The sequence below is a fragment of the Streptomyces sp. NPDC014870 genome (assembly GCF_043081505.1).
Taxonomy (GTDB): domain Bacteria; phylum Actinomycetota; class Actinomycetes; order Streptomycetales; family Streptomycetaceae; genus Streptomyces.
Genome location: NZ_JBIBWQ010000002.1, coordinates 340,560 through 362,252, shown reverse-complemented (window position 1 = coordinate 362,252; position 21,693 = coordinate 340,560). Strand labels below are relative to the sequence as shown.

The 21,693-nt window shown below is 70.7% G+C and carries 20 protein-coding genes; 12 read left to right on the top strand and 8 right to left on the bottom strand.

Annotation, left to right across the window (positions count from 1 at the left end; genetic code table 11):
- Positions 1-444 carry an SRPBCC family protein gene (locus tag ACF09C_RS06245; RefSeq protein ID WP_392089296.1) on the bottom strand — a complete coding sequence of 148 codons (444 nt, stop codon included), beginning with the start codon at positions 442-444 and terminating at the stop codon, positions 1-3.
- 197 nt (positions 445-641) lie between these two features.
- Between ACF09C_RS06245 and ACF09C_RS06240 the strand changes: the two genes are divergently transcribed.
- From ACF09C_RS06240 to ACF09C_RS06230, 3 genes are all read left to right on the top strand, one after another.
- Positions 642-1,673 carry an Rv2578c family radical SAM protein gene (locus ACF09C_RS06240; RefSeq protein WP_392089294.1) on the top strand — a complete coding sequence of 344 codons (1,032 nt, stop codon included), beginning with the start codon at positions 642-644 and terminating at the stop codon, positions 1,671-1,673.
- Positions 1,674-1,788: 115 nt separating this feature from the next.
- Positions 1,789-3,399 (top strand): alpha/beta hydrolase, encoded by a 1,611-nt coding sequence (locus tag ACF09C_RS06235; protein WP_392089291.1) that lies wholly within the window; start codon positions 1,789-1,791, stop codon positions 3,397-3,399.
- Between the two features lie 101 nt (positions 3,400-3,500).
- Complete coding sequence (locus tag ACF09C_RS06230; RefSeq protein WP_392089289.1) at positions 3,501-3,971, top strand: RidA family protein; 471 nt, start codon at positions 3,501-3,503, stop codon at positions 3,969-3,971.
- On the opposite strand, the gene ACF09C_RS06225 is transcribed toward ACF09C_RS06230, so the two are convergent.
- A complete protein-coding gene (locus ACF09C_RS06225; RefSeq protein WP_392089287.1) occupies positions 3,968-4,570 on the bottom strand; it encodes a HEAT repeat domain-containing protein in 603 nt (200 codons plus the stop codon). The two genes, ACF09C_RS06230 and ACF09C_RS06225, sit on opposite strands and share 4 nt — an antisense overlap.
- A gap of 450 nt (positions 4,571-5,020) precedes the next feature.
- Here ACF09C_RS06225 and ACF09C_RS06220 point away from each other — a divergent pair, with 450 nt between their 5' ends.
- From ACF09C_RS06220 to pssA, 9 genes are all read left to right on the top strand, one after another.
- Positions 5,021-6,802 (top strand): 3-hydroxyacyl-CoA dehydrogenase family protein, encoded by a 1,782-nt coding sequence (locus ACF09C_RS06220; RefSeq protein ID WP_392089285.1) that lies wholly within the window; start codon positions 5,021-5,023, stop codon positions 6,800-6,802.
- A 121-nt stretch (positions 6,803-6,923) separates the two neighbouring features.
- Positions 6,924-7,760 (top strand): TetR family transcriptional regulator, encoded by an 837-nt coding sequence (locus tag ACF09C_RS06215; protein ID WP_392090240.1) that lies wholly within the window; start codon positions 6,924-6,926, stop codon positions 7,758-7,760.
- Between the two features lie 402 nt (positions 7,761-8,162).
- On the top strand, positions 8,163-9,500 hold the full coding sequence (ccrA, locus tag ACF09C_RS06210; protein ID WP_392089283.1) for a crotonyl-CoA carboxylase/reductase: 1,338 nt from the start codon (positions 8,163-8,165) through the stop codon (positions 9,498-9,500).
- Between the two features lie 15 nt (positions 9,501-9,515).
- Positions 9,516-11,543: a protein meaA gene (locus ACF09C_RS06205; protein WP_392089281.1), complete on the top strand. Its 2,028-nt coding sequence runs from the start codon at positions 9,516-9,518 to the stop codon at positions 11,541-11,543.
- Complete coding sequence (locus ACF09C_RS06200) at positions 11,540-12,514, top strand: HpcH/HpaI aldolase/citrate lyase family protein (RefSeq protein ID WP_392089278.1); 975 nt, start codon at positions 11,540-11,542, stop codon at positions 12,512-12,514. Before ACF09C_RS06205 ends, ACF09C_RS06200 begins: the two co-directional genes overlap by 4 nt.
- Before the next feature lie 5 nt (positions 12,515-12,519).
- The gene (locus ACF09C_RS06195) at positions 12,520-13,044 is read left to right on the top strand and encodes a MaoC family dehydratase (protein ID WP_030320137.1); all 525 of its coding nucleotides are present in this window, start codon (positions 12,520-12,522) and stop codon (positions 13,042-13,044) included.
- A 2-nt stretch (positions 13,045-13,046) separates the two neighbouring features.
- On the top strand, positions 13,047-14,252 hold the full coding sequence (locus tag ACF09C_RS06190; RefSeq protein WP_362410200.1) for an acyl-CoA dehydrogenase family protein: 1,206 nt from the start codon (positions 13,047-13,049) through the stop codon (positions 14,250-14,252).
- 169 nt (positions 14,253-14,421) lie between these two features.
- Positions 14,422-15,078, top strand: a complete 657-nt coding sequence (locus ACF09C_RS06185) for a phosphatidylserine decarboxylase (RefSeq protein WP_362410203.1) — start codon at positions 14,422-14,424, stop codon at positions 15,076-15,078.
- Complete coding sequence (gene pssA / locus ACF09C_RS06180) at positions 15,071-15,952, top strand: CDP-diacylglycerol--serine O-phosphatidyltransferase (protein ID WP_392090238.1); 882 nt, start codon at positions 15,071-15,073, stop codon at positions 15,950-15,952. Before ACF09C_RS06185 ends, pssA begins: the two co-directional genes overlap by 8 nt.
- Before the next feature lie 84 nt (positions 15,953-16,036).
- Here pssA and ACF09C_RS06175 read toward each other — a convergent pair whose 3' ends face one another.
- The 6 genes from ACF09C_RS06175 to ACF09C_RS06150 all read right to left on the bottom strand — a co-directional run bounded on the left by ACF09C_RS06175 (position 16,037) and on the right by ACF09C_RS06150 (position 21,575).
- The gene (locus tag ACF09C_RS06175) at positions 16,037-16,579 is read right to left on the bottom strand and encodes a GNAT family N-acetyltransferase (protein ID WP_392089275.1); all 543 of its coding nucleotides are present in this window, start codon (positions 16,577-16,579) and stop codon (positions 16,037-16,039) included.
- Between the two features lie 93 nt (positions 16,580-16,672).
- Positions 16,673-17,947 (bottom strand): ABC transporter substrate-binding protein, encoded by a 1,275-nt coding sequence (locus ACF09C_RS06170; protein ID WP_392089272.1) that lies wholly within the window; start codon positions 17,945-17,947, stop codon positions 16,673-16,675.
- Positions 17,944-19,053, bottom strand: a complete 1,110-nt coding sequence (locus ACF09C_RS06165) for a branched-chain amino acid ABC transporter permease (protein WP_392089270.1) — start codon at positions 19,051-19,053, stop codon at positions 17,944-17,946. The genes ACF09C_RS06170 and ACF09C_RS06165 overlap by 4 nt, the downstream gene beginning before the upstream one ends.
- Positions 19,046-19,936 carry a branched-chain amino acid ABC transporter permease gene (locus ACF09C_RS06160; protein ID WP_392089267.1) on the bottom strand — a complete coding sequence of 297 codons (891 nt, stop codon included), beginning with the start codon at positions 19,934-19,936 and terminating at the stop codon, positions 19,046-19,048. Before ACF09C_RS06160 ends, ACF09C_RS06165 begins: the two co-directional genes overlap by 8 nt.
- Positions 19,933-20,760, bottom strand: a complete 828-nt coding sequence (locus tag ACF09C_RS06155; RefSeq protein ID WP_392089264.1) for an ABC transporter ATP-binding protein — start codon at positions 20,758-20,760, stop codon at positions 19,933-19,935. Before ACF09C_RS06155 ends, ACF09C_RS06160 begins: the two co-directional genes overlap by 4 nt.
- Positions 20,757-21,575, bottom strand: coding sequence for an ABC transporter ATP-binding protein (locus ACF09C_RS06150; RefSeq protein WP_392089261.1), 819 nt, complete (start codon positions 21,573-21,575; stop codon positions 20,757-20,759). Before ACF09C_RS06150 ends, ACF09C_RS06155 begins: the two co-directional genes overlap by 4 nt.
- Positions 21,576-21,693: the final 118 nt, after the last annotated feature.

Genomic DNA, 21,693 nt, shown 5'->3' with positions numbered 1-21,693 from the left:
TTACTTCTCCACCTCGGCCGCGAGGTTGGCGAGGATGGCGTCGTAGATCCGGCCAAGTCCCTTGGGTGCGAAGGTCTTCTCGAAGAAGCCGCCGATGCCGCCGGCGCCGTTCCAGACGGTGGTGACGACGGCCTTGGACGTGCCCTCACCGGCGGGGGTGACCGTCCAGGTGGTGACCATGGAGGAGTTGCGGTCCTTCTCCACCAGCTGCCCGTCGGTGGGCTCGGTGACCTCAAGGAGGCAGTCGCGGATGCGCTTGCTGGTGGCCTGGAGCTTCCAGTGGACGAGGGTGCCCTCGCCGTCGCCGCCCTCGCGCACCTCGTACTCGCTGAAGTGCTCCGGGAGCAGCTTCGCGCGCTTGCCGGTGTAGTCGGCGAGGGTGTCGAACACCGTCTCCGGGTCCGCCGCGATGATCCGCTCCGTCGTGGCCTCGACCTGCGCCATGGCACTTCCTCCAGCACTTGGTTCTTCAGGGGTGTGGCGCCAAGACAACCACCTGCGCGCGGGCCCCCCAAATCCGGGTTCCCCTCCGGTTCCCGATCCGGCTTGCGGTCCGGCTTGCGATCCGGCTTGCGACGATCAAGGGAACAGGTGTTCTATTCTGGGGGACGGCTGAGGACACGGCTACCGAGGAGGCGTCCATGCGCTGGGACAATCTGGGCGACAACGGCGTCGCCGCCGAGACCGCGCTGTTCGGCGCGGACGCGGTCACCACCCGCACCTTCGACACGCCCGAGTTCCGCGGGATCACCTTCCACGAGGTGCGGGCCCGCTCGATCGTGAACCGGGTGCCGGGCGCCTCCCGCATGCCGTTCGAGTGGACGGTCAACCCGTACCGCGGCTGCACCCACGCGTGCGTGTACTGCTTCGCGCGCAAGACCCACAGCTATCTGGACCTCGACACCGGCCTCGACTTCGACTCCCAGATCGTGGTGAAGATCAACGCGCCGGAGCTGCTGCGCCGCCAGCTCTCCTCCCGGCGCTGGCAGGGCGCGCACATCGCGATGGGCACGAACGTCGACTGCTACCAGCGCGCCGAGGGCCGCTACCGGCTGATGCCGGGGATCATCGAGGCCCTGCGGGACCACGCGAACCCCTTCTCCATCCTCACCAAGGGCACTCTGATCCTGCGCGACCTCGATCTGCTCGTGCAGGCGTCCGAGGTGACCGAGGTCGGCATCTCCGTCTCCGTCGGCTTCACCGACCAGGAGCTGTGGCGGACCGTCGAGCCCGGCACGCCCTCCCCGCAGCGGCGGCTCGACGTCGTACGGACCCTCGGCGACCACGGCATCGGCTGCGGGGTGCTGATGGCCCCGGTGATCCCCTTCCTCGGCGACCGGCCCGAGCAGCTGCGGGAGACGGTGCGCGCCATCGCCGAGGCGGGCGCGACCTCCGTGACCCCGCTCGTGCTGCATCTGCGACCGGGGGCCCGCGAGTGGTTCTTCACCTGGCTGCGGCGACACCACCCGGGGCTCGTGGGACGGTACGAGCGGATGTACGCGGACGGGGCCTACGCGCCGACCTGGTACCAGCGCCGGATCACCCGTCAGGTGCACGAGCTGGCCGCCGAGTTCGGCATCGGGCCCGTCGGCCGGGGCGCGCCGCGCCGGATACCGGCACCGGAGGAGCCCACGGCCCTCGCGGGGGCGTCCGAGCAGTTGAGCCTCCTGTGAACGTCCCGGCCCCTCCCCCGCGATTCGGCCGTGTGATGAACTGACGGATCGTCTGTTCGGGTCAACTCTGGGCCGTGCGTGTCCTTTCCCCTTCCCTTCGGGGCACGGACGCCCTATGACCACACGCGCAGGAATGCTGATCGCGGCTGGGGCGCTGGTCGCCGGGACGGCCACCGTCCTGCCCGCGTCCGCGGCTCCCCGGCCCGAGCCGGCCCCCCGCCCCATCGCGCCGCTCGTCTGGAGCGGCTGTGCCACACAGGCGTATCCGAAGCTCCAGTGCGCCACGCTCAAGGTGCCGCTGAACCACGACGACCCGGCGGGCCGGAGCATCACGCTCGCGCTCACCCGGGTCCCGCACACCGCCAGGACCTTCCAGGGGCCGCTGCTCGTCAACCCGGGCGGGCCGGGCGGCAGCGGCCGCACCATGGCCGGGTTCGTGGCCGCCTCGCTGCCCGCGAAGGTGGCGGCCGAGTACGACGTCATCGGCTTCGACCCGCGCGGGGTCGGCAGGAGCGAGCCCGCGCTGGACTGCCGGCCCGGCCACTTCGACCCCGTGCGCCCCGACTCGGTGCCGGTCGGGGCGGAGGGCGAGCGGCTCGGCGTCGAGCGGGCGCAGGCCTTCGCGAAGGCCTGCGGGGAGAAGTACGCCGACGTCCTGCCGTACATCGACACCGTCAGCACCGCGCGGGACGTGGACGCGATCCGCACCGCGCTCGGCGCGTCGCAGCTGAACTATCTGGGCTACTCCTACGGCACCTACCTCGGCGCCGTGTACGCGCGGCTCTACCCGGAGCGGGTGCGCCGTATGGCGCTGGACTCGGTCGTCAATCCGCAGGGCGTCTGGTACGAGGACAACATCGCGCAGGACTACGCCTTCGACACCCGCCACAAGGACTTCATGGCCTGGGTGGCCCGCCAGGACGACAGCTACGGCCTGGGCACGGACCCGGCGGCGGTCGAAGCCGCCTGGTACGGCATGCGGGACGCGCTGCGGACCACTCCGGCGGGCGGCAAGGTCGGGCCGGGCGAGCTGGAGGACACGTTCCTGCCCGGCGGGTACTACAACGGCTACTGGCCCACGCTGGCCGAGGCCTTCTCGGCGTACGTCAACGACAAGGACGCGGTCCCGCTGACCCGGGCGTACGAGAACTACGGGGCGGCGGACCCGGCGGCCGACAACAGCTACTCGGTCTACACGAGCGTGCAGTGCAGGGACGCGAAGTGGCCGCGGGACTGGAGCACCTGGCGCGCCGACAACTGGGACGTGCACGCCAAGGCGCCGTTCTCGACCTGGAACAACGCCTGGTACAACGCTCCCTGCGCGTTCTGGCCGGTGGACTCGCTGACGCCGCCGGACGTCTCGAACGACGAGGTGCCGCCGGTCCTGATCCTCCAGGCGACGGACGACGCGGCCACTCCGTACGAGGGCGGTGTGGCGCTGCGGCGGATGGTCCAGGGCTCCAGCCTGGTCGTCGAGGAGGGCGGCGGGAACCACGGGGTGACGCTGGGCGGCAACGACTGCATGGACGAGCACCTGGCGTCCTACCTCGCCACGGGGGTCGTGCCGCGCGGCGACGGGCAGGCGGAGGCGGACGCGGTCTGCTCGGCGCTCCCGGAGCCCGAGCCGAAGCCGAAGGCGGCGAAGCCCACGGGGAAGCGCACCGCCGTCGCACCGGCCGCCACGGGCGGGGACGTCCTGCACGCGCTCCTGGGTCACGAGCGCTGAGGGACTCGCGCGGCACCTGGGACTCACGCGGCACCACCGGGCCGGGCCCCCTCGTCGGGGTCCGGCCCGGACTGTCGGTGGCGTGCGCGAGGATGTCGGTCATGAGTGCGCACCTGACCCATGTGTCCGCCCCTGACGGCATCGCCGCCAGCCCTCAGTACAGCCACGTCGTATGGGGCACCGGCCGGTTCGTCGCGATATCCGGCCAGTGCGCCTTCGACGCCTCGGGCGCGGTCGTGGGGGCGGACGACCCGGCGGCGCAGGCCCGTCAGGTCTTCGCGAACCTGCGCCGTTGCCTGGCCGCGGCCGGCGCGGGGTTCGAGGACGTGGTGAAGCTGACGTACTTCGTCACGGACGTCGCCCATCTCCCCGCCGTCCGGGCCGCCCGGGACGAGGCCTTCGGCGCGGCCCCGCTGCCGGCGAGTTCGGCGGTCCAGGTCGCCGCGCTCGTCCGCCCTGAGCTGCTCATCGAGATCGAGGCCTTCGCGCTGGTCCCGGAGGACGCGGCTCCGGACGGATCCGGAGCCGCCACGGCCCCGGTCAGGCTGGTGGCCGTGGACGGCGGGCGCTAAGGAGTCCCGGCCAGCCGGGCGAGGGCCGTTTCGGCGGCCGGGCCGAGGCGGGGGTGCGGCAGGGCGGCTTCGAGGGTCGGCCGGGCGCGGTGGTCGGCGAGCGTGCCGAGACCCTCGACACAGGCGAGGCCGACGCGCCAGTGCGGGTCGTCGCTCGCCAGGTGCCGTTCGAGGACGGCGACCAGGGCCGGCACGGACTCGGGGGCGCGCAGTTCCGTGAGCAGCCGGACCGGGAACAGGGCGTAGGCGACGCGGAGTTCGTTGGTGGCGAGGGCGGCGGCGGCCCGTGCCGTACGGGGGTCGCCGAGCCGGGCGAGGGCGTACGCGGCGGAGACACAGCGCTCCGGGTCGCGGTGGTTGAGGAGCAGGACCAGCGACTCGAAGGCGCGCGGGTCACCCGCGAGGCCGAGCCGGAAGGCGGCGAGTTCGCGGGCCCAGAGCGGTCGGCCCGGCGCGGTCAGGACGCGCGCGAACTCCTCGGGATCGTCGGTGGCGACGAGTTCTTCGAATGGTTTCCGTTCGGCTTCACCGCCGCCGTGGATCTCGTCCCGCAATCGATCGATCATCGAGCAGAATTCGGGGTCCTGGGCGATTTCCATGACCGTCAGCGTATCCGCGATCCAGATCACATTTTCTGAACTCCCCGGGACTGGCGCGCTCGTTACCCGCCGGTTAATCTCAGGTGAGCGGGTCACCCCCGCAACCCTCACCACGGCCTGGTGACGCAGCCGTCGTGAGATCGAGTGTGTCGGTTCGGCAGTTTCAGGCGTGACTCCGGGACAGAGTCCGTCGCCCCTTTTCCCGCGGGTTCTTCACGCACCCGCATCGCGACCCGTTTCGCCCCTACGAGACCCGTTTCGCCCGCACGCGATGCGTTCGCTCGTCCGCGATTCCTCCGCTCGTACGTGAACCGAGTTCCGCCCGTACGGGCCCTGTTCCGCCTTCGCGATCCGGTTTCGCCCCGCGATCCGTTTCGCCCCCGCGATTCGCTTTGCCGCTCCCGCGATCGCCGCCTTCAGTCGTCACTCTTCACCTCCTGGAGTCCCCTGATGGACACCCCTCTCTCCACCATCGCCGTCGTCGGTCTCGGCACCATGGGCAAGGGCATCGCCGATGTCCTCGCCCGGGCCGGCCGCGAGGTCATCGGTATCGACATCAGCGAAGCCGCCGCCGGCCAGGCGGTCGCCGCCCTGGAGGCGTCCACCGCCCGCGCGGTGGCCCGTGAGCGGATCACCGAGGAGGAGCGGCGGGACGTCCTCGCCCGCTTCCGTACCTACTCCGACCTGCAGGCGGCGGCCGACGCCGATCTGGTGATCGAGGTCGTTCCCGAGTCGTACGAGGCCAAGCAGGAGGTGTTCCGGGCCCTGGACGCCATCGTCCGGCCCGACGCGATCATCGCCACCGGCACCAACGCCCTCTCCGTCACCCGGCTCGCGGCCGACTCGGCGCACCCTGAGCGCGTGCTCGGGCTGCACTTCTTCACCCCCGTCCAGGCCATGAAGCTGGTCGAGGTCGTCTCTTCCGTTCTCACCGCGCCGCAGGCCGTCGAGGCCGTCACGGCCCTGGCGCACGACCTCGGCAAGGAGCCGGTCGCGGTCGGCGACCGCCCCGGCTTCGTCGCCGACGGGCTGCTCTTCGGCTACCTCAACCAGGCCGCCGCGATGTACGAGGCGAAGTACGCCTCCCGCGAGGACATCGACGCCGCCATGAAGCTCGGCTGCGGGCTGCCGATGGGGCCGCTGGAGCTGCTCGACCTGATCGGCATCGACACCGCCCGTACGGTCCTGGAGGCCATGTACAGCGAGTCGCACGACCGGCTGCACGCCCCCGCCCCGATCCTCAAGCAGCTCAGCGAGGCGGGCCTGACCGGCCGCAAGTCGGGCCGCGGCTTCTACACGTACGACGCGGCCGGCTCGGCGACCACGGTCCGCGACGCGCTGACCCCGCTGGAGAGCGCCGCCACCACGCAGGGCCGCGAGGTCCGCTCGGTCGGCGTGGCGGGCTCCGGCACGATGGCCTCCGGGATCGCCGAGGTCTTCGCCAAGGCCGGGTACGAGGTGGTGCTCGCGGCCCGCTCGCAGGAGAAGGCCGACACCGCCAAGGCCCGGATCGCGAAGTCCCTCGCCCGTTCGGTCGACAAGGGCCGGATGACCGGCGAGGCCCGCGACGAGACGCTGGCCCGGATCACCGCGGCCGGTTCCGTCGACGCCTTCGCCGAGGTCGACCTGGCGGTCGAGGCGGTCGCCGAGGACCTGGCGATCAAGCAGGAGCTCTTCGCCCGGCTCGACAAGATCTGCAAGCCCGGCGCGGTGCTCGCCACCACGACCTCGTCCCTGCCGGTCGTCGCCTGCGCCCGCGCGACCTCGCGCCCGCAGGACGTGATCGGGATGCACTTCTTCAACCCGGCGCCCGCGATGAAGCTGGTCGAGATCGTCCGCACGGTCCTGACCGGCGACGACGTGCACGCCACGGTCCGCGAGGTGACCGCGAAGATCCGCAAGCACCCGGTGGACTGCGGCGACCGGGCCGGCTTCATCGTGAACGCGCTGCTCTTCCCGTACCTGAACAACGCGATCAAGATGGTCCAGGAGCACTACGCGAGCCTGGACGACATCGACGCGGCGATGAAGCTGGGCGGCGGCTACCCGATGGGGCCGTTCGAGCTGCTCGACGTGGTCGGCCTGGACGTCTCGCTCGCGATCGAGCAGGTGCTGCACCGCGAGTTCCGCGACCCGGGCCTGGCCCCCGCGCCGCTCCTGGAGCACCTGGTGGCGGCCGGCTGCCTGGGCCGCAAGACGGGGCGCGGCTTCCGCGAATATGCCCGTCGCTGAGCCCTCCGCGGGCTGGGGAGGGCTGCTGAGCCCCGGGAGCGCCTCCGGCACCCCGGGGCCGGGCCCCGGCGACCCTCCCCCACCTGGGCACACTCCCGCACTGATGCAGTACGTTCAGGACATGTCCAAGGCCGCGAAGTCACCCCGTGCCACGTCCCTGTCCACCGCCGACACGGAGAGCGCCGCGGGTACCCGCGCGGCCGCGCAGCGGTTGAAGATGCGCCGTGAGCTGGCGGCCGCGGCCATGGAGCTGTTCGCGACCAAGGGGTACGAGGCCACCACGGTCGACGAGATCGCGGCGGCGGCCGGGGTGGCCCGCCGGACGTTCTTCCGCCACTTCCGCTCCAAGGAAGAGGCGATCTTCCCCGACCACGACGACACCCTGGTGCGGGCGGAGGCGGTGCTGAACGCCGCGCCGCCGCACGAGCACCCGCTGGACACGGTCTGCCGGGGCATCAAGGAAGTCATGAAGATGTACGCGGCGTCCCCCGCGGTCTCCGTGGAGCGGTACCGGCTCACCCGCGAGGTGCCCACCCTGCGGGAGCGCGAGATCGCCTCGGTGGCCCGCTACGAGCGGCTCTTCACCCGCTATCTGCTGGGTCACTTCGACGAGCGGGACCACCACGACGGCAACGACGACCCGCTGCTCGCCGAGGTGGCCGCCTCGGCGGTGGTCACGGCCCACAACCACGTGCTGCGCCGCTGGCTGCGGGCCGGCGGCCAGGGCGACGTGGAGACGCAGCTCGACCACGCGTTCGCGATCGTGCGGGACACGTTCGGCTCCGGCATAGGCGCCCGCCCGGCCTCGGCCGGGCAGGCCGCCCAGGCGGCGCCTCAGGCCTCCGCCCCGGCGGCGGCGACGGTGACCGGCGAGGGGGACGTGGTGATCGCCGTGGCGCGCACGGACGCGCCCCTGGACGAGGTCATGCGGACGATCCAGCAGGCCCTGAAGGGCTGAGGCACCCTCCACGCACTCCACGTACGGCGAAGGCCGCCCCCGACCACGGGGCGGCCTTCGCCGCTTTCCTGGCGATTTGCAGCCCACACGGGGACCGATTCGATCGATCATCGCTCATGTGTGACCAGCAGATTGCATATGAGTGAAATTGTTGGCACGCAGTGCCTTGTCAGGTGACACGCGGTGCCATACGTTGATGTTGTCCGGGCGGCCGGCGCGCAGAGGTCTCCTCGTGCGCCGGCTGTCCCCACAAGCGATCGTGATTGTGCGCCCGGACGCCTGCGTCACAGGCAACGTCAGCGCCCACCAGGCGCCGGCCCACCCCGCACCACCCGCCGAACCGACGGCACACCTCCACCGCTGTAACTCCCCTGACGTTCACCGCACCGCCGGAGGCACCCCGTGAAGGACATCCTGGACGCGATCCAGTCCCCGGACTCCACGTCCTCGGACTTCGCCAACATCAAGCTCCCCGAGTCGTACCGAGCCGTGACCGTCCACAAGGACGAGGTCGAGATCTTCGCCGGTCTCGAGAGCCGCGAGAAGGACCCCCGCAAGTCGCTCCACCTGGACGACGTGCCGCTCCCCGAGCTCGGCCCGGGCGAGGCCCTGGTCGCCGTCATGGCCAGCTCCGTGAACTACAACTCGGTCTGGACCTCGATCTTCGAGCCGGTGTCCACCTTCGGCTTCCTGGAGCGCTACGGCCGCCTGAGCGAGCTCAGCAAGCGCCACGACCTGCCATACCACATCATCGGCTCCGACCTCGCGGGCGTCGTGCTGCGCACCGGCCCGGGCGTGAACTCCTGGAAGCCGGGCGACGAGGTCGTCGCGCACTGCCTCTCGGTCGAGCTGGAGTCCTCGGACGGCCACAACGACACGATGCTCGACCCCGAGCAGCGCATCTGGGGCTTCGAGACCAACTTCGGCGGCCTGGCCGAGATCGCACTGGTCAAGTCCAACCAGCTGATGCCGAAGCCGGACCACCTGAGCTGGGAGGAGGCCGCCTCCCCCGGTCTGGTCAACTCCACCGCGTACCGCCAGCTGGTCTCCCGCAACGGCGCCGGCATGAAGCAGGGCGACAACGTCCTGATCTGGGGCGCGAGCGGCGGACTCGGCTCGTACGCCACCCAGTTCGCGCTGGCCGGCGGCGCCAACCCGATCTGTGTCGTCTCCTCCCCGGAGAAGGCCGCCATCTGCCGCTCCATGGGCGCGGAGGCGGTCATCGACCGCAACGCCGAGGGCTACAAGTTCTGGAAGGACGAGCAGACCCAGGACCCCAAGGAGTGGAAGCGCTTCGGCAAGCGCATCCGCGAGCTGACCGGCGGCGAGGACATCGACATCGTCTTCGAGCACCCGGGCCGCGAGACCTTCGGCGCGAGCGTGTACGTCACCCGCAAGGGCGGCACCATCACCACCTGCGCCTCGACCTCGGGCTACATGCACGAGTACGACAACCGCTACCTGTGGATGTCGCTGAAGCGCATCATCGGCTCGCACTTCGCCAACTACCGCGAGGCCTGGGAGGCCAACCGGCTGATCGCGAAGGGCAAGATCCACCCGACGCTCTCCAAGGTCTACTCCCTGGAGGAGACCGGCCAGGCCGCCTACGACGTGCACCGCAACCTGCACCAGGGCAAGGTCGGCGTCCTCGCGCTCGCCCCCGAGGAGGGCCTGGGCGTCCGGAACCCGGAGATGCGCGTGAAGCACATCGACGCCATCAACCGCTTCCGCAACATCTGAGACCGGGACACGTCCATGACAGAGCGTCAGAAGGACCGGCCGTGGCTCATGCGGACCTACGCCGGCCACTCGACCGCCGAGGCGTCCAACGAGCTGTACCGCCGCAACCTCGCCAAGGGTCAGACCGGCCTCTCGGTCGCGTTCGACCTGCCCACGCAGACCGGCTACGACCCCGACCACATCCTCGCCCGCGGCGAGGTCGGCCGGGTCGGGGTCCCGGTCTCGCACCTCGGTGACATGCGCCGGCTGTTCCAGGACATCCCCCTGGAACAGATGAACACCTCGATGACCATCAACGCCACGGCGATGTGGCTCCTGGCGCTCTACCAGGTGGTCGCCGAGGAGCAGGGCGCGGACGTCACCAAGCTCCAGGGCACCACCCAGAACGACATCGTGAAGGAGTACCTGTCGCGCGGGACGCACGTCTTCCCGCCCGGCCCCTCGCTCCGGCTCACGACGGACATGATCACCTACACGGTGAACCACATCCCGAAGTGGAACCCGATCAACATCTGCAGCTACCACCTGCAGGAGGCGGGGGCCACTCCGGTCCAGGAGATCTCGTACGCGATGTCCACCGCGATCGCGGTGCTCGACGCGGTCCGGGACTCCGGCCAGGTCCCGGCCGAACGCTTCGGCGAAGTGGTCGCCCGTATCTCGTTCTTCGTGAACGCGGGCGTCCGCTTCATCGAGGAGATGTGCAAGATGCGCGCCTTCGGCCGCATCTGGGACAAGGTCACCCGCGAGCGGTACGGCATCGAGGACGCCAAGCAGCGCCGGTTCCGCTACGGCGTCCAGGTCAACTCGCTCGGGCTGACCGAGGCGCAGCCGGAGAACAACGTCCAGCGGATCGTCCTGGAGATGCTGGCCGTCACCCTCTCCAAGGACGCCCGCGCGCGGGCCGTCCAGCTGCCCGCCTGGAACGAGGCGCTGGGCCTGCCGCGCCCCTGGGACCAGCAGTGGTCGCTCCGCATCCAGCAGGTGCTCGCCCACGAGTCCGACCTGCTGGAGTACGAGGACATCTTCGCCGGCTCGCACGTCATCGAGGCCAAGGTCGACTCGCTCGTCGAGGAGTGCCTGGCGGAGATCGACCGGATCCAGGAGATGGGCGGCGCGATGGCAGCCGTCGAGTCCGGCTACCTGAAGTCGCAGCTGGTCTCCTCGCACGCCGAGCGGCGCGCCCGGATCGAGGCGGGCGACGAGAAGATCATCGGTGTCAACATCTTCCAGTCGACCGAGGAGAACCCGCTCACCGCCGACCTCGACACGGCGATCATGTCGGTCGACCCGGCGAACGAGGCCAAGGTCGTCGCCTCCCTCGGCACCTGGCGCGACACCCGCTACCAGCCCCCGTTCAACCACCCGCGCCCCTGCAAGGCGCTGGAGCGCCTGAAGGAGGCCGCCCGGGGCAGCGCGAACCTCATGGAGGCCACCCTGGAGTGCGCCCGCGCCGGGGTCACCACGGGCGAGTGGGCCGGGGCGCTGCGCGAGGTGTTCGGCGAGTACCGCGCCCCCACGGGCGTCTCCTCCGCCCCGGTCGCGGTGACGGCCGAGGAGGGCACGCCGCTCGCCCTCGTCCGGGAGAAGGTGGCGAAGACCGCCGCGGAGCTGGGCTCCGGGCGGCTGCGGCTCCTGGTCGGCAAGCCGGGCCTGGACGGGCACTCCAACGGGGCCGAGCAGATCGCCGTCCGCGCGCGTGACGCCGGATTCGAGGTCGTCTACCAGGGGATCCGGCTGACGCCCGAGCAGATCGTCAACGCGGCCCTCGCGGAGGACGTGCACTGCGTCGGCCTGTCGATCCTCTCCGGCTCCCACTCCGAACTGGTCCCCGACGTCCTGGACCGCCTCCGGGAGGCCGGCGCCCACGACGTCCCGGTCATCGTCGGCGGGATCATCCCGAACGCCGACGCCGCCGAACTGAAGCGGGCGGGAGTGGCCGCCGTCTTCACCCCGAAGGACTTCGGCATCACCGAGATCATCGGCCGTATCGTCGACGAGATCCGGAAAGCGAACAAGCTCGACCCCCTGGAGGTCCCCGCATGACCAGCCCCGCTTCCCCCGTGAACCGGCTGCGCCCCCGCCGCTCCTGCCTGGCGGTCCCCGGCTCCAACCCGCGCTTCCTGGAGAAGGCCCAGGGGCTCGCCGCCGACCAGGTGTTCCTGGACCTGGAGGACGCCTGCGCGCCGCTCGCCAAGCCCGAGGCCCGGCACACCATCGTCAAGTTCCTCAACGAGGGCGACTGGACCGGCAAGACGCGTGTCGTGCGGGTCAACGACTGGACCACCCGCTGGACGTACCGGGACGTCGTCACCGTCGTCGAGGGCGCCGGCCAGAACCTCGACTGCATCATGCTGCCGAAGGTCCAGGACGCCCAGCAGATCGTGGCGCTCGACCTGCTGCTCACCCAGATCGAGAAGACGATGGGCTTCGAGGTCGGCAAGATCGGCATCGAGGCGCAGATCGAGAACGCGCAGGGCCTGAACAACGTCAACGCGATCGCCACGGCCTCGCAGCGCGTCGAGACCATCATCTTCGGCCCGGCCGACTTCATGGCCTCCATCAACATGAAGTCCCTGGTCGTCGGCGAGCAGCCGCCGGGCTACGACGCCGACGCGTACCACTACATCCTCATGAAGATCCTGATGGCCGCCCGCGCGAACAACCTCCAGGCGATCGACGGTCCCTACCTGCAGATCCGCAACCCCGAGGGCTACCAGGCGGTCGCCCGCCGCGCCGCCGCCCTCGGCTTCGACGGCAAGTGGGTGCTGCACCCGGACCAGGTCGCCGCCGCGAACGAGATCTTCTCGCCCTCGCAGGAGGACTACGACCACGCCGAGCTGATCCTGGACGCGTACGACTACTACACCTCCGAGGCCGGCGGGAAGAAGGGCTCGGCCATGCTCGGCGACGAGATGATCGACGAGGCCTCCCGCAAGATGGCCCTGGTCATCTCCGGCAAGGGCCGCGCCGCCGGCATGCAGCGCACCAGCAAGTTCGAGATCCCGGAGGCCTGAGTCCGATGCAGTTCGGCCGTACCTACGAAGAGTTCGAAGTCGGCGCCGTCTACAAGCACTGGCCCGGGAAGACGGTCACCGAGTACGACGACCACCTCTTCTGTCTGCTGACGATGAACCACCATCCGCTGCACATGGATGTGAACTACGCCGAGAACACGACGGACTTCGGCAAGAACGTCGTCGTCGGCAACTACATCTACTCGCTGCTGCTCGGCATGTCCGTGCCGGACGTCTCGGGCAAGGCGATCGCCAACCTGGAGATCGAGTCGCTGCGCCACGTGGCGCCGACCTTCCATGGCGACACCATCTACGGCGAGACCACGGTCCTCGACAAGACCCCGTCGAAGTCGAAGAACGACCGCGGGATCGTGTACGTGGAGACCAAGGGCTACAAGCAGGACGGCACGCTCGTGTGCGTCTTCCGCCGCAAGGTGATGGTGCCCACCGAGACGTACATCAAGGAGCGCGGCGGCGAGCAGCCCGGCCGCCCCGAGCTCATCGAGCCCGCCAAGAAGACGGAGAAGTAGCCATGGCCCGACTCGCCCAGACCGCCGGGCTCACCGACGTCCAGCAGGAGATCCTCAAGACCGTCCGGGAGTTCGTCGACAAGGAGATCATCCCGGTCGCCACCGAACTGGAGCACCGCGACGAGTACCCGCAGCAGATCGTGGACGGGCTGAAGGAGCTCGGTCTCTTCGGTCTGATGATCCCCGAGGAGTACGGGGGCCTGGGCGAGTCGCTGCTCACCTACGCGCTGTGCGTGGAGGAGATCGCCCGTGGCTGGATGTCGGTCTCCGGCATCATCAACACCCACTTCATCGTGGCGTACATGCTCAAGCAGCACGGCACCCAGGAGCAGAAGGACTACTTCCTGCCCCGGATGGCGGCCGGCGAGACGCGTGGCGCGTTCTCGATGTCGGAGCCGGGCCTCGGCTCGGATGTGTCGGCCATCACGTCCAAGGCCGTCAAGGACGGCGACGAGTACGTCCTCAACGGCCAGAAGATGTGGCTGACGAACGGCGGAACGTCAACCCTGGTCGCCGTTCTCGTCCGAAGTGACGAAGGACACCCCGAGGGGACCGCGCCCCACAAGTCGATGACGACCTTCCTCGTGGAGAAGGAGGCCGGCTTCGGAGAGGTCCGCCCCGGCCTCACGATCCCGGGGAAGATCGACAAGATGGGTTACAAGGGCGTCGACACGACCGAACTCATCATGGACGGACTGCGCATTCCGGCCAATCGGGTCCTCGGCGGGGTCACCGGCCGAGGGTTTTACCAAATGATGGACGGCGTGGAGGTCGGCCGCGTCAATGTCGCGGCCCGTGGCTGCGGTGTCGCGCAGCGTGCTTTTGAACTGGGTGTCTCGTATGCCCAGCAACGTCACACTTTCGGCAAGGCGATCGCCCAGCACCAGGCGATTCAGTTCAAGCTCGCCGAGATGGCTACCAAGGTCGAGGCCGCTCATGCGATGATGGTGAACGCAGCACGCAAGAAGGACTCCGGGGAACGAAACGACCTCGAAGCGGGGATGGCGAAGTACCTCGCCTCCGAATACTGCAAGGAAGTCGTCGAGGACGCCTTCCGTATCCACGGCGGATACGGGTTCTCGAAGGAGTACGAGATCGAGCGTCTCTACCGGGAGGCGCCGATGCTGCTCATCGGTGAAGGTACCGCCGAGATCCAGAAAATGATCATCGGTCGTCGGCTGCTCGAGGAGTACCGGTTCCAGGGTTGATTGTCGCCTTTGAGTCGGTTCGGCCGCGAAGAAGATCACACCCCGTGTCCGTCTTCCGGCCGCCGACTCGGCTGCTGGCTTACCCAGTTGCGGCCCGCAACCGATAGCATCGTTTGAAAGCCGCCGTCCCCCGTTGCCAGTGCGGCATCATCCGCTACGAAGGTCATCCATGCCCCACAGCCAAACCTCTGCACCTCGCGACAGCCTCGCCGGCGTACGCATCGCACGCGGAGCATCGCCGTGGCTTCTGCCGACCGTCGCCACCGCGGCGCTGAGCCTCGCGCGTGCGCGCAAGTCCCGGCGTGCCGCGGCCATCGCCGTGCCCACCACCGCTCTGGCGGCGGGCATGCTGTGGTTCTTCCGCGACCCCGAGCGCGAGATCGCTCAGGGCCGGGTCATCTCCCCCGCCGACGGTGTGGTGCAGAGCATCATGCCGTGGAAGGACGGACGCACCCGGGTCGCCATCTTCATGAGCCCGCTGAACGTCCACGTCAACCGCGCGCCGCTGGCCGGCACGGTGACGTCCGTGGAGCACGTCCCCGGCGGGTTCGTCCCGGCGTTCAACAAGGAGAGCGAGAACAACGAGCGCGTTGTCTGGCACTTCGACACCGAGCTCGGTGACATCGAGATGGTGCAGATCGCCGGTGCCGTCGCCCGGCGCATCGTGCCGTACATCCCCCAGGGGACGAAGGTCGAGCAGGGCGAGCGCATCGGTCTGATCCGCTTCGGGTCGCGCGTTGACATCTACCTTCCGGAAGGTGTCGACGTCGCCGTCGAGGTCGGTCAGACCACGACCGCGGGGGTGACTCGCATTGACCGTGATTGATCCCGACACCCGGGCCGCCGACTGGGCCGCCGACGCGGACGCGGAGGAGGCCGAGGAGTCGGAGGAGATGCCGCTGTCGCTGAGGCTGTCCATAGCGGACGCCCTCACGCTCGGTAACGCCACGTGTGGATTCATGGCGGTGTACTTCACCACCACCGGCATCCTCATCCCGCACCTCACGGGCAGCGCGGAGACCGGCATGGCGCGCAACAGCGCCGCCACCGCCGTGATCCTCATGCTGGCCGCGGCGATCTTCGACCTCTTCGACGGCATCGTGGCCCGCAAGCTGCGCTCGTCGCCGATGGGCGCGGAGCTCGACAACCTGTCGGACCTCATCAGCTTCGGTCTGGCCCCGGCCTACTTCGTCCTCGTGTACGGCATGGTCGCGGTCCCGGACGGCGCGCAGCAGAAGGTCTCGGCGGTGGCCGCGGTCGCGGTGCTGCTCGCGGTCGTGCTGAGGCTCGCGAGATTCTCGTGCGTGACGATGAAGGACGGCATGTTCCAGGGCATGCCGAGCCCCTTCGGCGCGCTGACGGTCGTCTCGATCGTGCTTCTGGAGCTGCCGTTCGTCCCGACGCTGCTCGCGATCATCGGTGTCGCCTGGCTGATGGTGAGCCGGGTCGAGTACCCGAAGCCGCGGGGCATCCTCGCGGTGGCGATGCTCAGCTGGATCGTGGGCGCGATGGGCATGCTGGCGGCCTGGGCGTTCGACGCCCCGGGCGGGCAGCTGCTGCTCCAGACCGGCTGCGCGCTGCAGGTGGTCCTGGGCGCCGTGATCCCCCTCTTCGCGACGGCCCGGCGAGTGAACACCTTCCGTGACAACCGCCGTGAGAGCCGCGAGGCCCGCGAGGCGGAGGCCGCGCAGGTGCGGTAGGCGGAAAGCCTCATGTGTACGAGGAAGGGCCCGGAGACATGGTCTCCGGGCCCTTCCTCGTGTCCGCTTCACGTCGTGTCCGCCTCAGGGGAGACGCTTGTAGTAGAGCGTGGTGGGGCGCAGGGTGCCTGTGGGGTCGGCGGCGAAGTCCGGGATCGTGCCGGCCGGGGTCCAGTCGGCCTTGCGGTACAGCCGCTCGGCGGGGCTGTCGGTCTGGGTGTCCAGGACCAGGAGCGTGAGGCCCTCGCCGGCCGCGTGGGCCTCCGCCGCGGCGAGCAGGGCCGCCCCCAGGCCGTGGCCGCGGGCGGCGCGGTGGACGATCAGCCGGGCGATCTCGCCGCGGTGGCGGCCGTTCGCCTTGTCGGTACGGACGAGGGTGATCACGCCGAGGACCTCGCCGTCCGGGCCGTGGGCCGCCCAGACGTCCCGTACGCCCCGCTCCGCCTCGTCGGCGACGCTCTGCCACCACCGGGCCGCCTCGGCGGGCTCCAGGGGCGCCAGGAAGCCCAGGGAGGCTCCGCCGTCGACCGCGTCGACGAGGAGGGCGGCGAGGCCGTCGGCGGCATGGGCGCGGATCCGGGCGGGGTCCAGGAGGTCGACGGTGGTCGCGGGGGCGTGTGTGTCCATGGCCCGAGCCTCACACGGTCCTGTTTCGCGGAGATGACACGCCGGAGCCCCGCCGCGCGGGGTGCGCGGCGGGGCGTGCCGTACGGGCGGGGGTCAGCCGGCCTTGGGGGTGAACTCCTTCGCGGCGTCGGAGATGAACGGCTCGCGGACCGTGCGCATGCCGCCGGGGACGGTCTTGTCGGGCTGGATGATGACCGACTCGCGGGAGGACGGGGCCTTCGGGTCGCTGAAGTCGTGCGTCATGCCGAAGCCGAGGTCGACGTCCTTCAGGGTCAGCAGCGCCTTGTCGATGCCCTCCCGGGTGAGGTCCTTGGACGCGCAGGCCTTCTTCAGTGCCTCGCCGAAGACGCTCGCGGCCGTCCAGCCGGCGACGATGCCGTTGTCGAGGCTGTCGCTCGGGTACGCGGCCTTGTAGTCGGCGACGAGCTTCTTCGCCGCCGCGGTGTCCGCGCCGATCGGCAGGCTCGGCGAGGCGAACCAGTACATCTTCTCCAGGGCGGGCCCCGCCTGGGTGCCGAGCAGCTGCGGGGCGAACGCCGAGTTGTTGCCGATGACCGGAACGGTGAGCTTCGTCGCCGCCGCCACGCCGACCAGGGAGGCGGCCTGGCGGGGGCCCGCGCTGATCACGATGCCCTTGACGCCCGCCTGCTTGAGCGCCGCGACCTGCGCCGACATGTCGTTGTCCGTCGGCTTGATCTTCTGCTCGACGACGGTGAGGCCCGCCTTCTCGGCCGCGTACTTCGAGCCCGCGAGGGCGTTCTCGCCGTAGTCGCCCTCGAAGTAGACGTGCCCGATCTTGTCGCCCGCCTTCAGGCCCTTCTCCTTCACCAGGAAGTCGACGGCGTTGATCGTCTCGATGTCGTACGTGGAGCCCAGGACGCGGATGTACGGGGAGCCGAGCAGGGAGGCCGACCAGGCCTGGGGCAGCACGAGCCCCTTGTCCTGGCCGTCCACGCGCTGCTTGACCGCCGCGACGAACGGGGAGCCGATGAACTGGGCGTAGCCGACGACCTTCGGCTCCAGCTCGGTGTACGCGGAGAGCGCCTTCTGCGGGTCGTAGCCGTGGTCGCGGACCGTCAGCTCCAGCTGCCGGCCGCAGATCCCGCCGGCCGCGTTGACCTGCTTGACGTACAGCTGCTGGGCCTGCGTGACGCTCTTGCCGAGGGTGGCGTACACCCCGGTCATGTCGGTGAGCGCGCCGAGCGTGATGGTCGTGTCGGTGACGCCCGTACCGGACTTCACCCCGCCGGCGCCGGTGCCCTTGTCCTCGCCGGTCTTGGCCTTGGAGCTGCAGCCGGCGGCGGTCAGGGCGACGAGGGTGGCGAGCGCGACGGCCAGGGTTCTGGACGTCAGGCGACGGTGGGTCATCGTTCCTCCCCAGAGGAGTGCGAGGTCGAGGGTTGGGTGGATCGCTTGCGTTTCCGGGCGGCCAGCCGGACCAGGCCTCCTGGCAGGAAGAGCACCACCGCGACGACGGCGGCGCCGTAGAGGTAGCGGGCGGCCTCCCCCGGTGCGATCCCGCCCGTCCCGGGGGCGGAGACCAGGGGAAGCGCGTCGCTGTACCGGTTGAGGAGCTGCGGCAGCAGGGAGACGAAGACGCCTCCGACGACCGCTCCGGCGACCGAGCCGAGACCGCCGATGACGATCATGGCCAGGTATTCGAGGGAGAGCAGCATGCCGAAGTACTCCGGCACGGTCCGCTGGAAGACCAGCGCGAGGAGCACGCCCGCCAGACCCGCGTACATGGACGACAGGACGAAGACGGCGGCGCGGTAGCGGGCCACGGGGATGCCCATGACGCCCGCCGCGATCCGGTGGTCCCGGATGGCGTTCATGGCGCGGCCGGGGCGGCCGCGCAGCACCCCGCGGGCGAACAGGGCGCCCGCGAGGAGGAGGACGAGCCCGAGGTACCAGAGCTTCTCGGCGGAGCCGAACGGCACCTGGGCGACGAGCAGCTCGGTGTCGTCGAAGGTGATCCCGAAGAGGCTGAGCGGGGGCACCGCGCGGCCGTTGAAGCCGCCGGTGAGGTCGTGGGCGTTGAAGAGGACGTGCTGGCCGATGAAGATCAGCGCGAGGGTGGCGATGCCGAGGTAGGCACCGCGCAGCCGGCCGGCGATGGGGCTGAACACACCGCCCGCCAGACCCGCGAGGACCACCGCGAGGACGGCGGCGAGCCAGCCCGGCAGACCGAGCCCGGTGAGCCCGTCCGCGCCGTCGCCCGCGAAGGCGCAGTAGCCGTAGGCGCCGACGGCGAGGAAGAAGGCGTGGCCCATGGAGAGCTGGCCGGTGGCGCCGGTCAGCAGGTTGATGCCGATGGCGCCGATCGCGGCGGCCATGGCGAAGAGCCCGGCCTGGAGCCAGAAGCGGTCCAGGTAGAAGGGGAAGGCGACGAGGACGAGTCCTGCGGCGGCCCATCCGTAGACGCGGGGCCGGGCGAGCGCGGCGAAGGAGCGGGGCGCGAGGGTCTCAGACACGGGCGAGCTCCTTCGTGCCGAAGAGTCCGGCCGGGCGGATCAGCAGCACCGCGACCATCACCAGGTACGGGGCGAGGTCGCCGATGCCCCGGCCGAGGAACGTCAGATCGCCCTGGTAGCCGGTGGCGAGGGACTCGGTGACGCCGACCAGGAGGCCGCCGACGAGGGCGCCGGTGGTGGAGTCGAGGCCGCCGAGGATGGCGGCGGGGAAGGCCTTCATCGCGGCGAAGGAGGTGGAGCGCTCCAGGCCGGGGGTGGGGAAGACGGTGAGGAAGAGGGCGGCGACGGCGGCGAGTCCGCCGGCCACCGCCCAGGCGCCGAGCGAGACCCGGCCGAGCCGGATGCCCATCAGGGCGGCGGTCTCCTGGTTCTCGGCGGCGGCGCGCATGGCGACGCCCCAGGAGGTGTACCGGAAGGCCAGCAGGAAGGCGGTGATGAGCAGGGCGGCGGCCAGGAAGGCCGCGATACGGGTCTGGGCGAGGGTGACCGGGCCGAAGGTGACGACGGCGTCGCCCCACGGGTCGCCGAGGGACAGGATGTCCGTACCGATGCGGCGGGTCAGCTCGGTGGCGAGCAGGATGTCGACGCCGATGGTGACGATGGCGAGGACGCTGTGGTCGGAGCCCCGGTAGCGGCGCATCACGAGGAACTCGACGGCCGCGCCGACGGCCGCCGCTCCGCCGATACCGACGGCGAGCGCGGGCCAGAAGCCGATGTCGTCGTGGAGGACGGCGGTGAAGTAGCCGCCGGCGAGGAGCAGCGAGGCGTGGGCGAAGTTGACGACCTCGGTGGCGCGGAAGATCACCACGAAGCCGAGGGCGATGAGGGCGTAGATCGAGCCCAACGAGACGCCGTTGAGCAGGAGTTCGGCGAAGGTGGTCACTCGGCGGTCTCCTCTCCGAGATAGGCGCGGACGACCGCCGGGTCGTTCTGTACGTCGCCGGGGGCGCCGTCGGCGATCCGGCGGCCGAAGTCGAGGACGGTGACGGCGTCGGCGAGCCGCATCACCACTCCCATGTCGTGCTCGACGAGGACGATGGAGATCCCGAGGCTGTCGCGGACGCCGGCGATGACGGCGGCGGTACGGCGCCGCTCGTCGGCGGTCATCCCGGCGACGGGTTCGTCGAGGAGGAGCAGCTGGGGCTCCATGCAGAGGGCGCGGGCGAGTTCGGCGAGCTTCTGCTGCCCGTACGGAAGTGAGCCCGCGGGCTGCTGGAGCTGCTTCTCCAGGCCGACGAAGGCGGCGATCTCGCGGACGCGGGCCCGGTGGCGGGCGTCCTCGCGGGCGGCGGAGGGCAGCCGGAGTCCGGCGGCGAGGAAGCCGGTCCTGGTGAGCCGGTGCCGGCCGAGCATCAGGCTGTCCTCGACGGTGGCGCGGGGCGGCAGCGCGAGGTTCTGGAAGATACGGGCGACGCCCAGCTCGGCGATCTTGTGCGGGGGCAGGTCGGTCAGCTCGTGCCCGCCGAAGCGGACGCTGCCCGAGGTCGCCTTGTAGACCCCGGAGAGCACGTTGAAGCAGGTGGACTTGCCGGCGCCGTTGGGGCCGATGACGGCGTGGACGGTGCCGGGGCGGACGGTGAAGGAGACGGCGTCGAGGGCGGTGAGCCCGGCGAACCGGACGGTGACGTCGCGGACGTCGAGTGCGGGCACGTCGGGAGCGGTCGGGCCGTCGGGGGGCGCCGGGCGCCCGGGGGCGGTCGGGGTCATCGGGCGGCCTCCCAGCGGGAGAGCACCGGGTGGACGGTGGCGGCGGTCGCCGCGTCGGCGGCGGCGTCCTCGTCCACGACGCCCAGGTAGCGGCGGCGGACCTCGTCGGACGCGGCGAGTTCGGCGGCCGGTCCCGACAGGGTGACCTCGCCGACCTCCAGCACGTACGCCCGGGTGGCGAGCCGCAGCGCGAGCGCCGCGTTCTGCTCGACGAGGAGCACGGCGGTGCCCTGGGCGTTGATCTCGCGGATGGTGTCGGCGATCCGGGCGGCCATCAGCGGGGCGAGGCCCAGCGAGGGCTCGTCCAGGAGCAGCAGCTTCGGCGAGGCCATCAGGGCCCGGGCGACGGCGAGCATCTGCTGCTCGCCGCCGGACAGGAGCCCGGCGCGCTGGTGGGCGCGTTCGGCGAGGACGGGGAAGAGCTCGTGGACCCGCTTGAGCGCGGCGGCCCTTCCCGCGCGGTCGTCGCGGGCGCCGAGCGCCCCGGCGCGCAGGTTGTCCTCGACGGTCATCCGCGCGAAGACCTGCCGCCCTTCCGGCACCTGGGAGACCCCGGCGGCGACGACCCGGTCGGGGGCGAGCCCGCCGATCGGCCGGCCGCCGAAGGTCACGGTGCCGGAGGTGACGGCTCCGCCGTGGAACGACAGTGTGCGCGAGACGGCTCGCAGCAGCGTGGACTTGCCCGCTCCGTTGCCGCCGAGGACGGTGACGACTCCGCCCTCGGGCACGGTGAGCGACACCTGCCTCAGCGCGCGAACCGGTCCGTATCCCGCCGACAGGTCCGCGACCTCGAGGGCGAGTGCGGTCCCTCCCATGGCTCCCCTTCCGTGGCCCGTTCAGTGGCGCTCACCCCAGCACCGCGGTGCCCGTCCGTCCACGTGCGGCGGCCGAAACGCTGCCGGTGACCAGCGGGCGCGGGGGTGGGTTGTGCAC

What these genes read in the sequence shown, in the direction of transcription:
- ACF09C_RS06245 (WP_392089296.1), bottom strand. Translation starts at nt 444, where the DNA reads ATGGCGCAGGTCGAGGCCACGACGGAGCGGATCATCGCGGCGGACCCG.
- ACF09C_RS06240 (WP_392089294.1), top strand. Translation starts at nt 642, where the DNA reads ATGCGCTGGGACAATCTGGGCGACAACGGCGTCGCCGCCGAGACCGCG.
- ACF09C_RS06235 (WP_392089291.1), top strand. Translation starts at nt 1,789, where the DNA reads ATGACCACACGCGCAGGAATGCTGATCGCGGCTGGGGCGCTGGTCGCC.
- ACF09C_RS06230 (WP_392089289.1), top strand. Translation starts at nt 3,501, where the DNA reads ATGAGTGCGCACCTGACCCATGTGTCCGCCCCTGACGGCATCGCCGCC.
- ACF09C_RS06225 (WP_392089287.1), bottom strand. Translation starts at nt 4,570, where the DNA reads ATGGAAATCGCCCAGGACCCCGAATTCTGCTCGATGATCGATCGATTG.
- ACF09C_RS06220 (WP_392089285.1), top strand. Translation starts at nt 5,021, where the DNA reads ATGGACACCCCTCTCTCCACCATCGCCGTCGTCGGTCTCGGCACCATG.
- ACF09C_RS06215 (WP_392090240.1), top strand. Translation starts at nt 6,924, where the DNA reads ATGTCCAAGGCCGCGAAGTCACCCCGTGCCACGTCCCTGTCCACCGCC.
- ACF09C_RS06205 (WP_392089281.1), top strand. Translation starts at nt 9,516, where the DNA reads ATGACAGAGCGTCAGAAGGACCGGCCGTGGCTCATGCGGACCTACGCC.
- ACF09C_RS06200 (WP_392089278.1), top strand. Translation starts at nt 11,540, where the DNA reads ATGACCAGCCCCGCTTCCCCCGTGAACCGGCTGCGCCCCCGCCGCTCC.
- ACF09C_RS06195 (WP_030320137.1), top strand. Translation starts at nt 12,520, where the DNA reads ATGCAGTTCGGCCGTACCTACGAAGAGTTCGAAGTCGGCGCCGTCTAC.
- ACF09C_RS06190 (WP_362410200.1), top strand. Translation starts at nt 13,047, where the DNA reads ATGGCCCGACTCGCCCAGACCGCCGGGCTCACCGACGTCCAGCAGGAG.
- ACF09C_RS06185 (WP_362410203.1), top strand. Translation starts at nt 14,422, where the DNA reads ATGCCCCACAGCCAAACCTCTGCACCTCGCGACAGCCTCGCCGGCGTA.
- ACF09C_RS06175 (WP_392089275.1), bottom strand. Translation starts at nt 16,579, where the DNA reads ATGGACACACACGCCCCCGCGACCACCGTCGACCTCCTGGACCCCGCC.
- ACF09C_RS06170 (WP_392089272.1), bottom strand. Translation starts at nt 17,947, where the DNA reads ATGACCCACCGTCGCCTGACGTCCAGAACCCTGGCCGTCGCGCTCGCC.
- ACF09C_RS06155 (WP_392089264.1), bottom strand. Translation starts at nt 20,760, where the DNA reads ATGACCCCGACCGCCCCCGGGCGCCCGGCGCCCCCCGACGGCCCGACC.
- ACF09C_RS06150 (WP_392089261.1), bottom strand. Translation starts at nt 21,575, where the DNA reads ATGGGAGGGACCGCACTCGCCCTCGAGGTCGCGGACCTGTCGGCGGGA.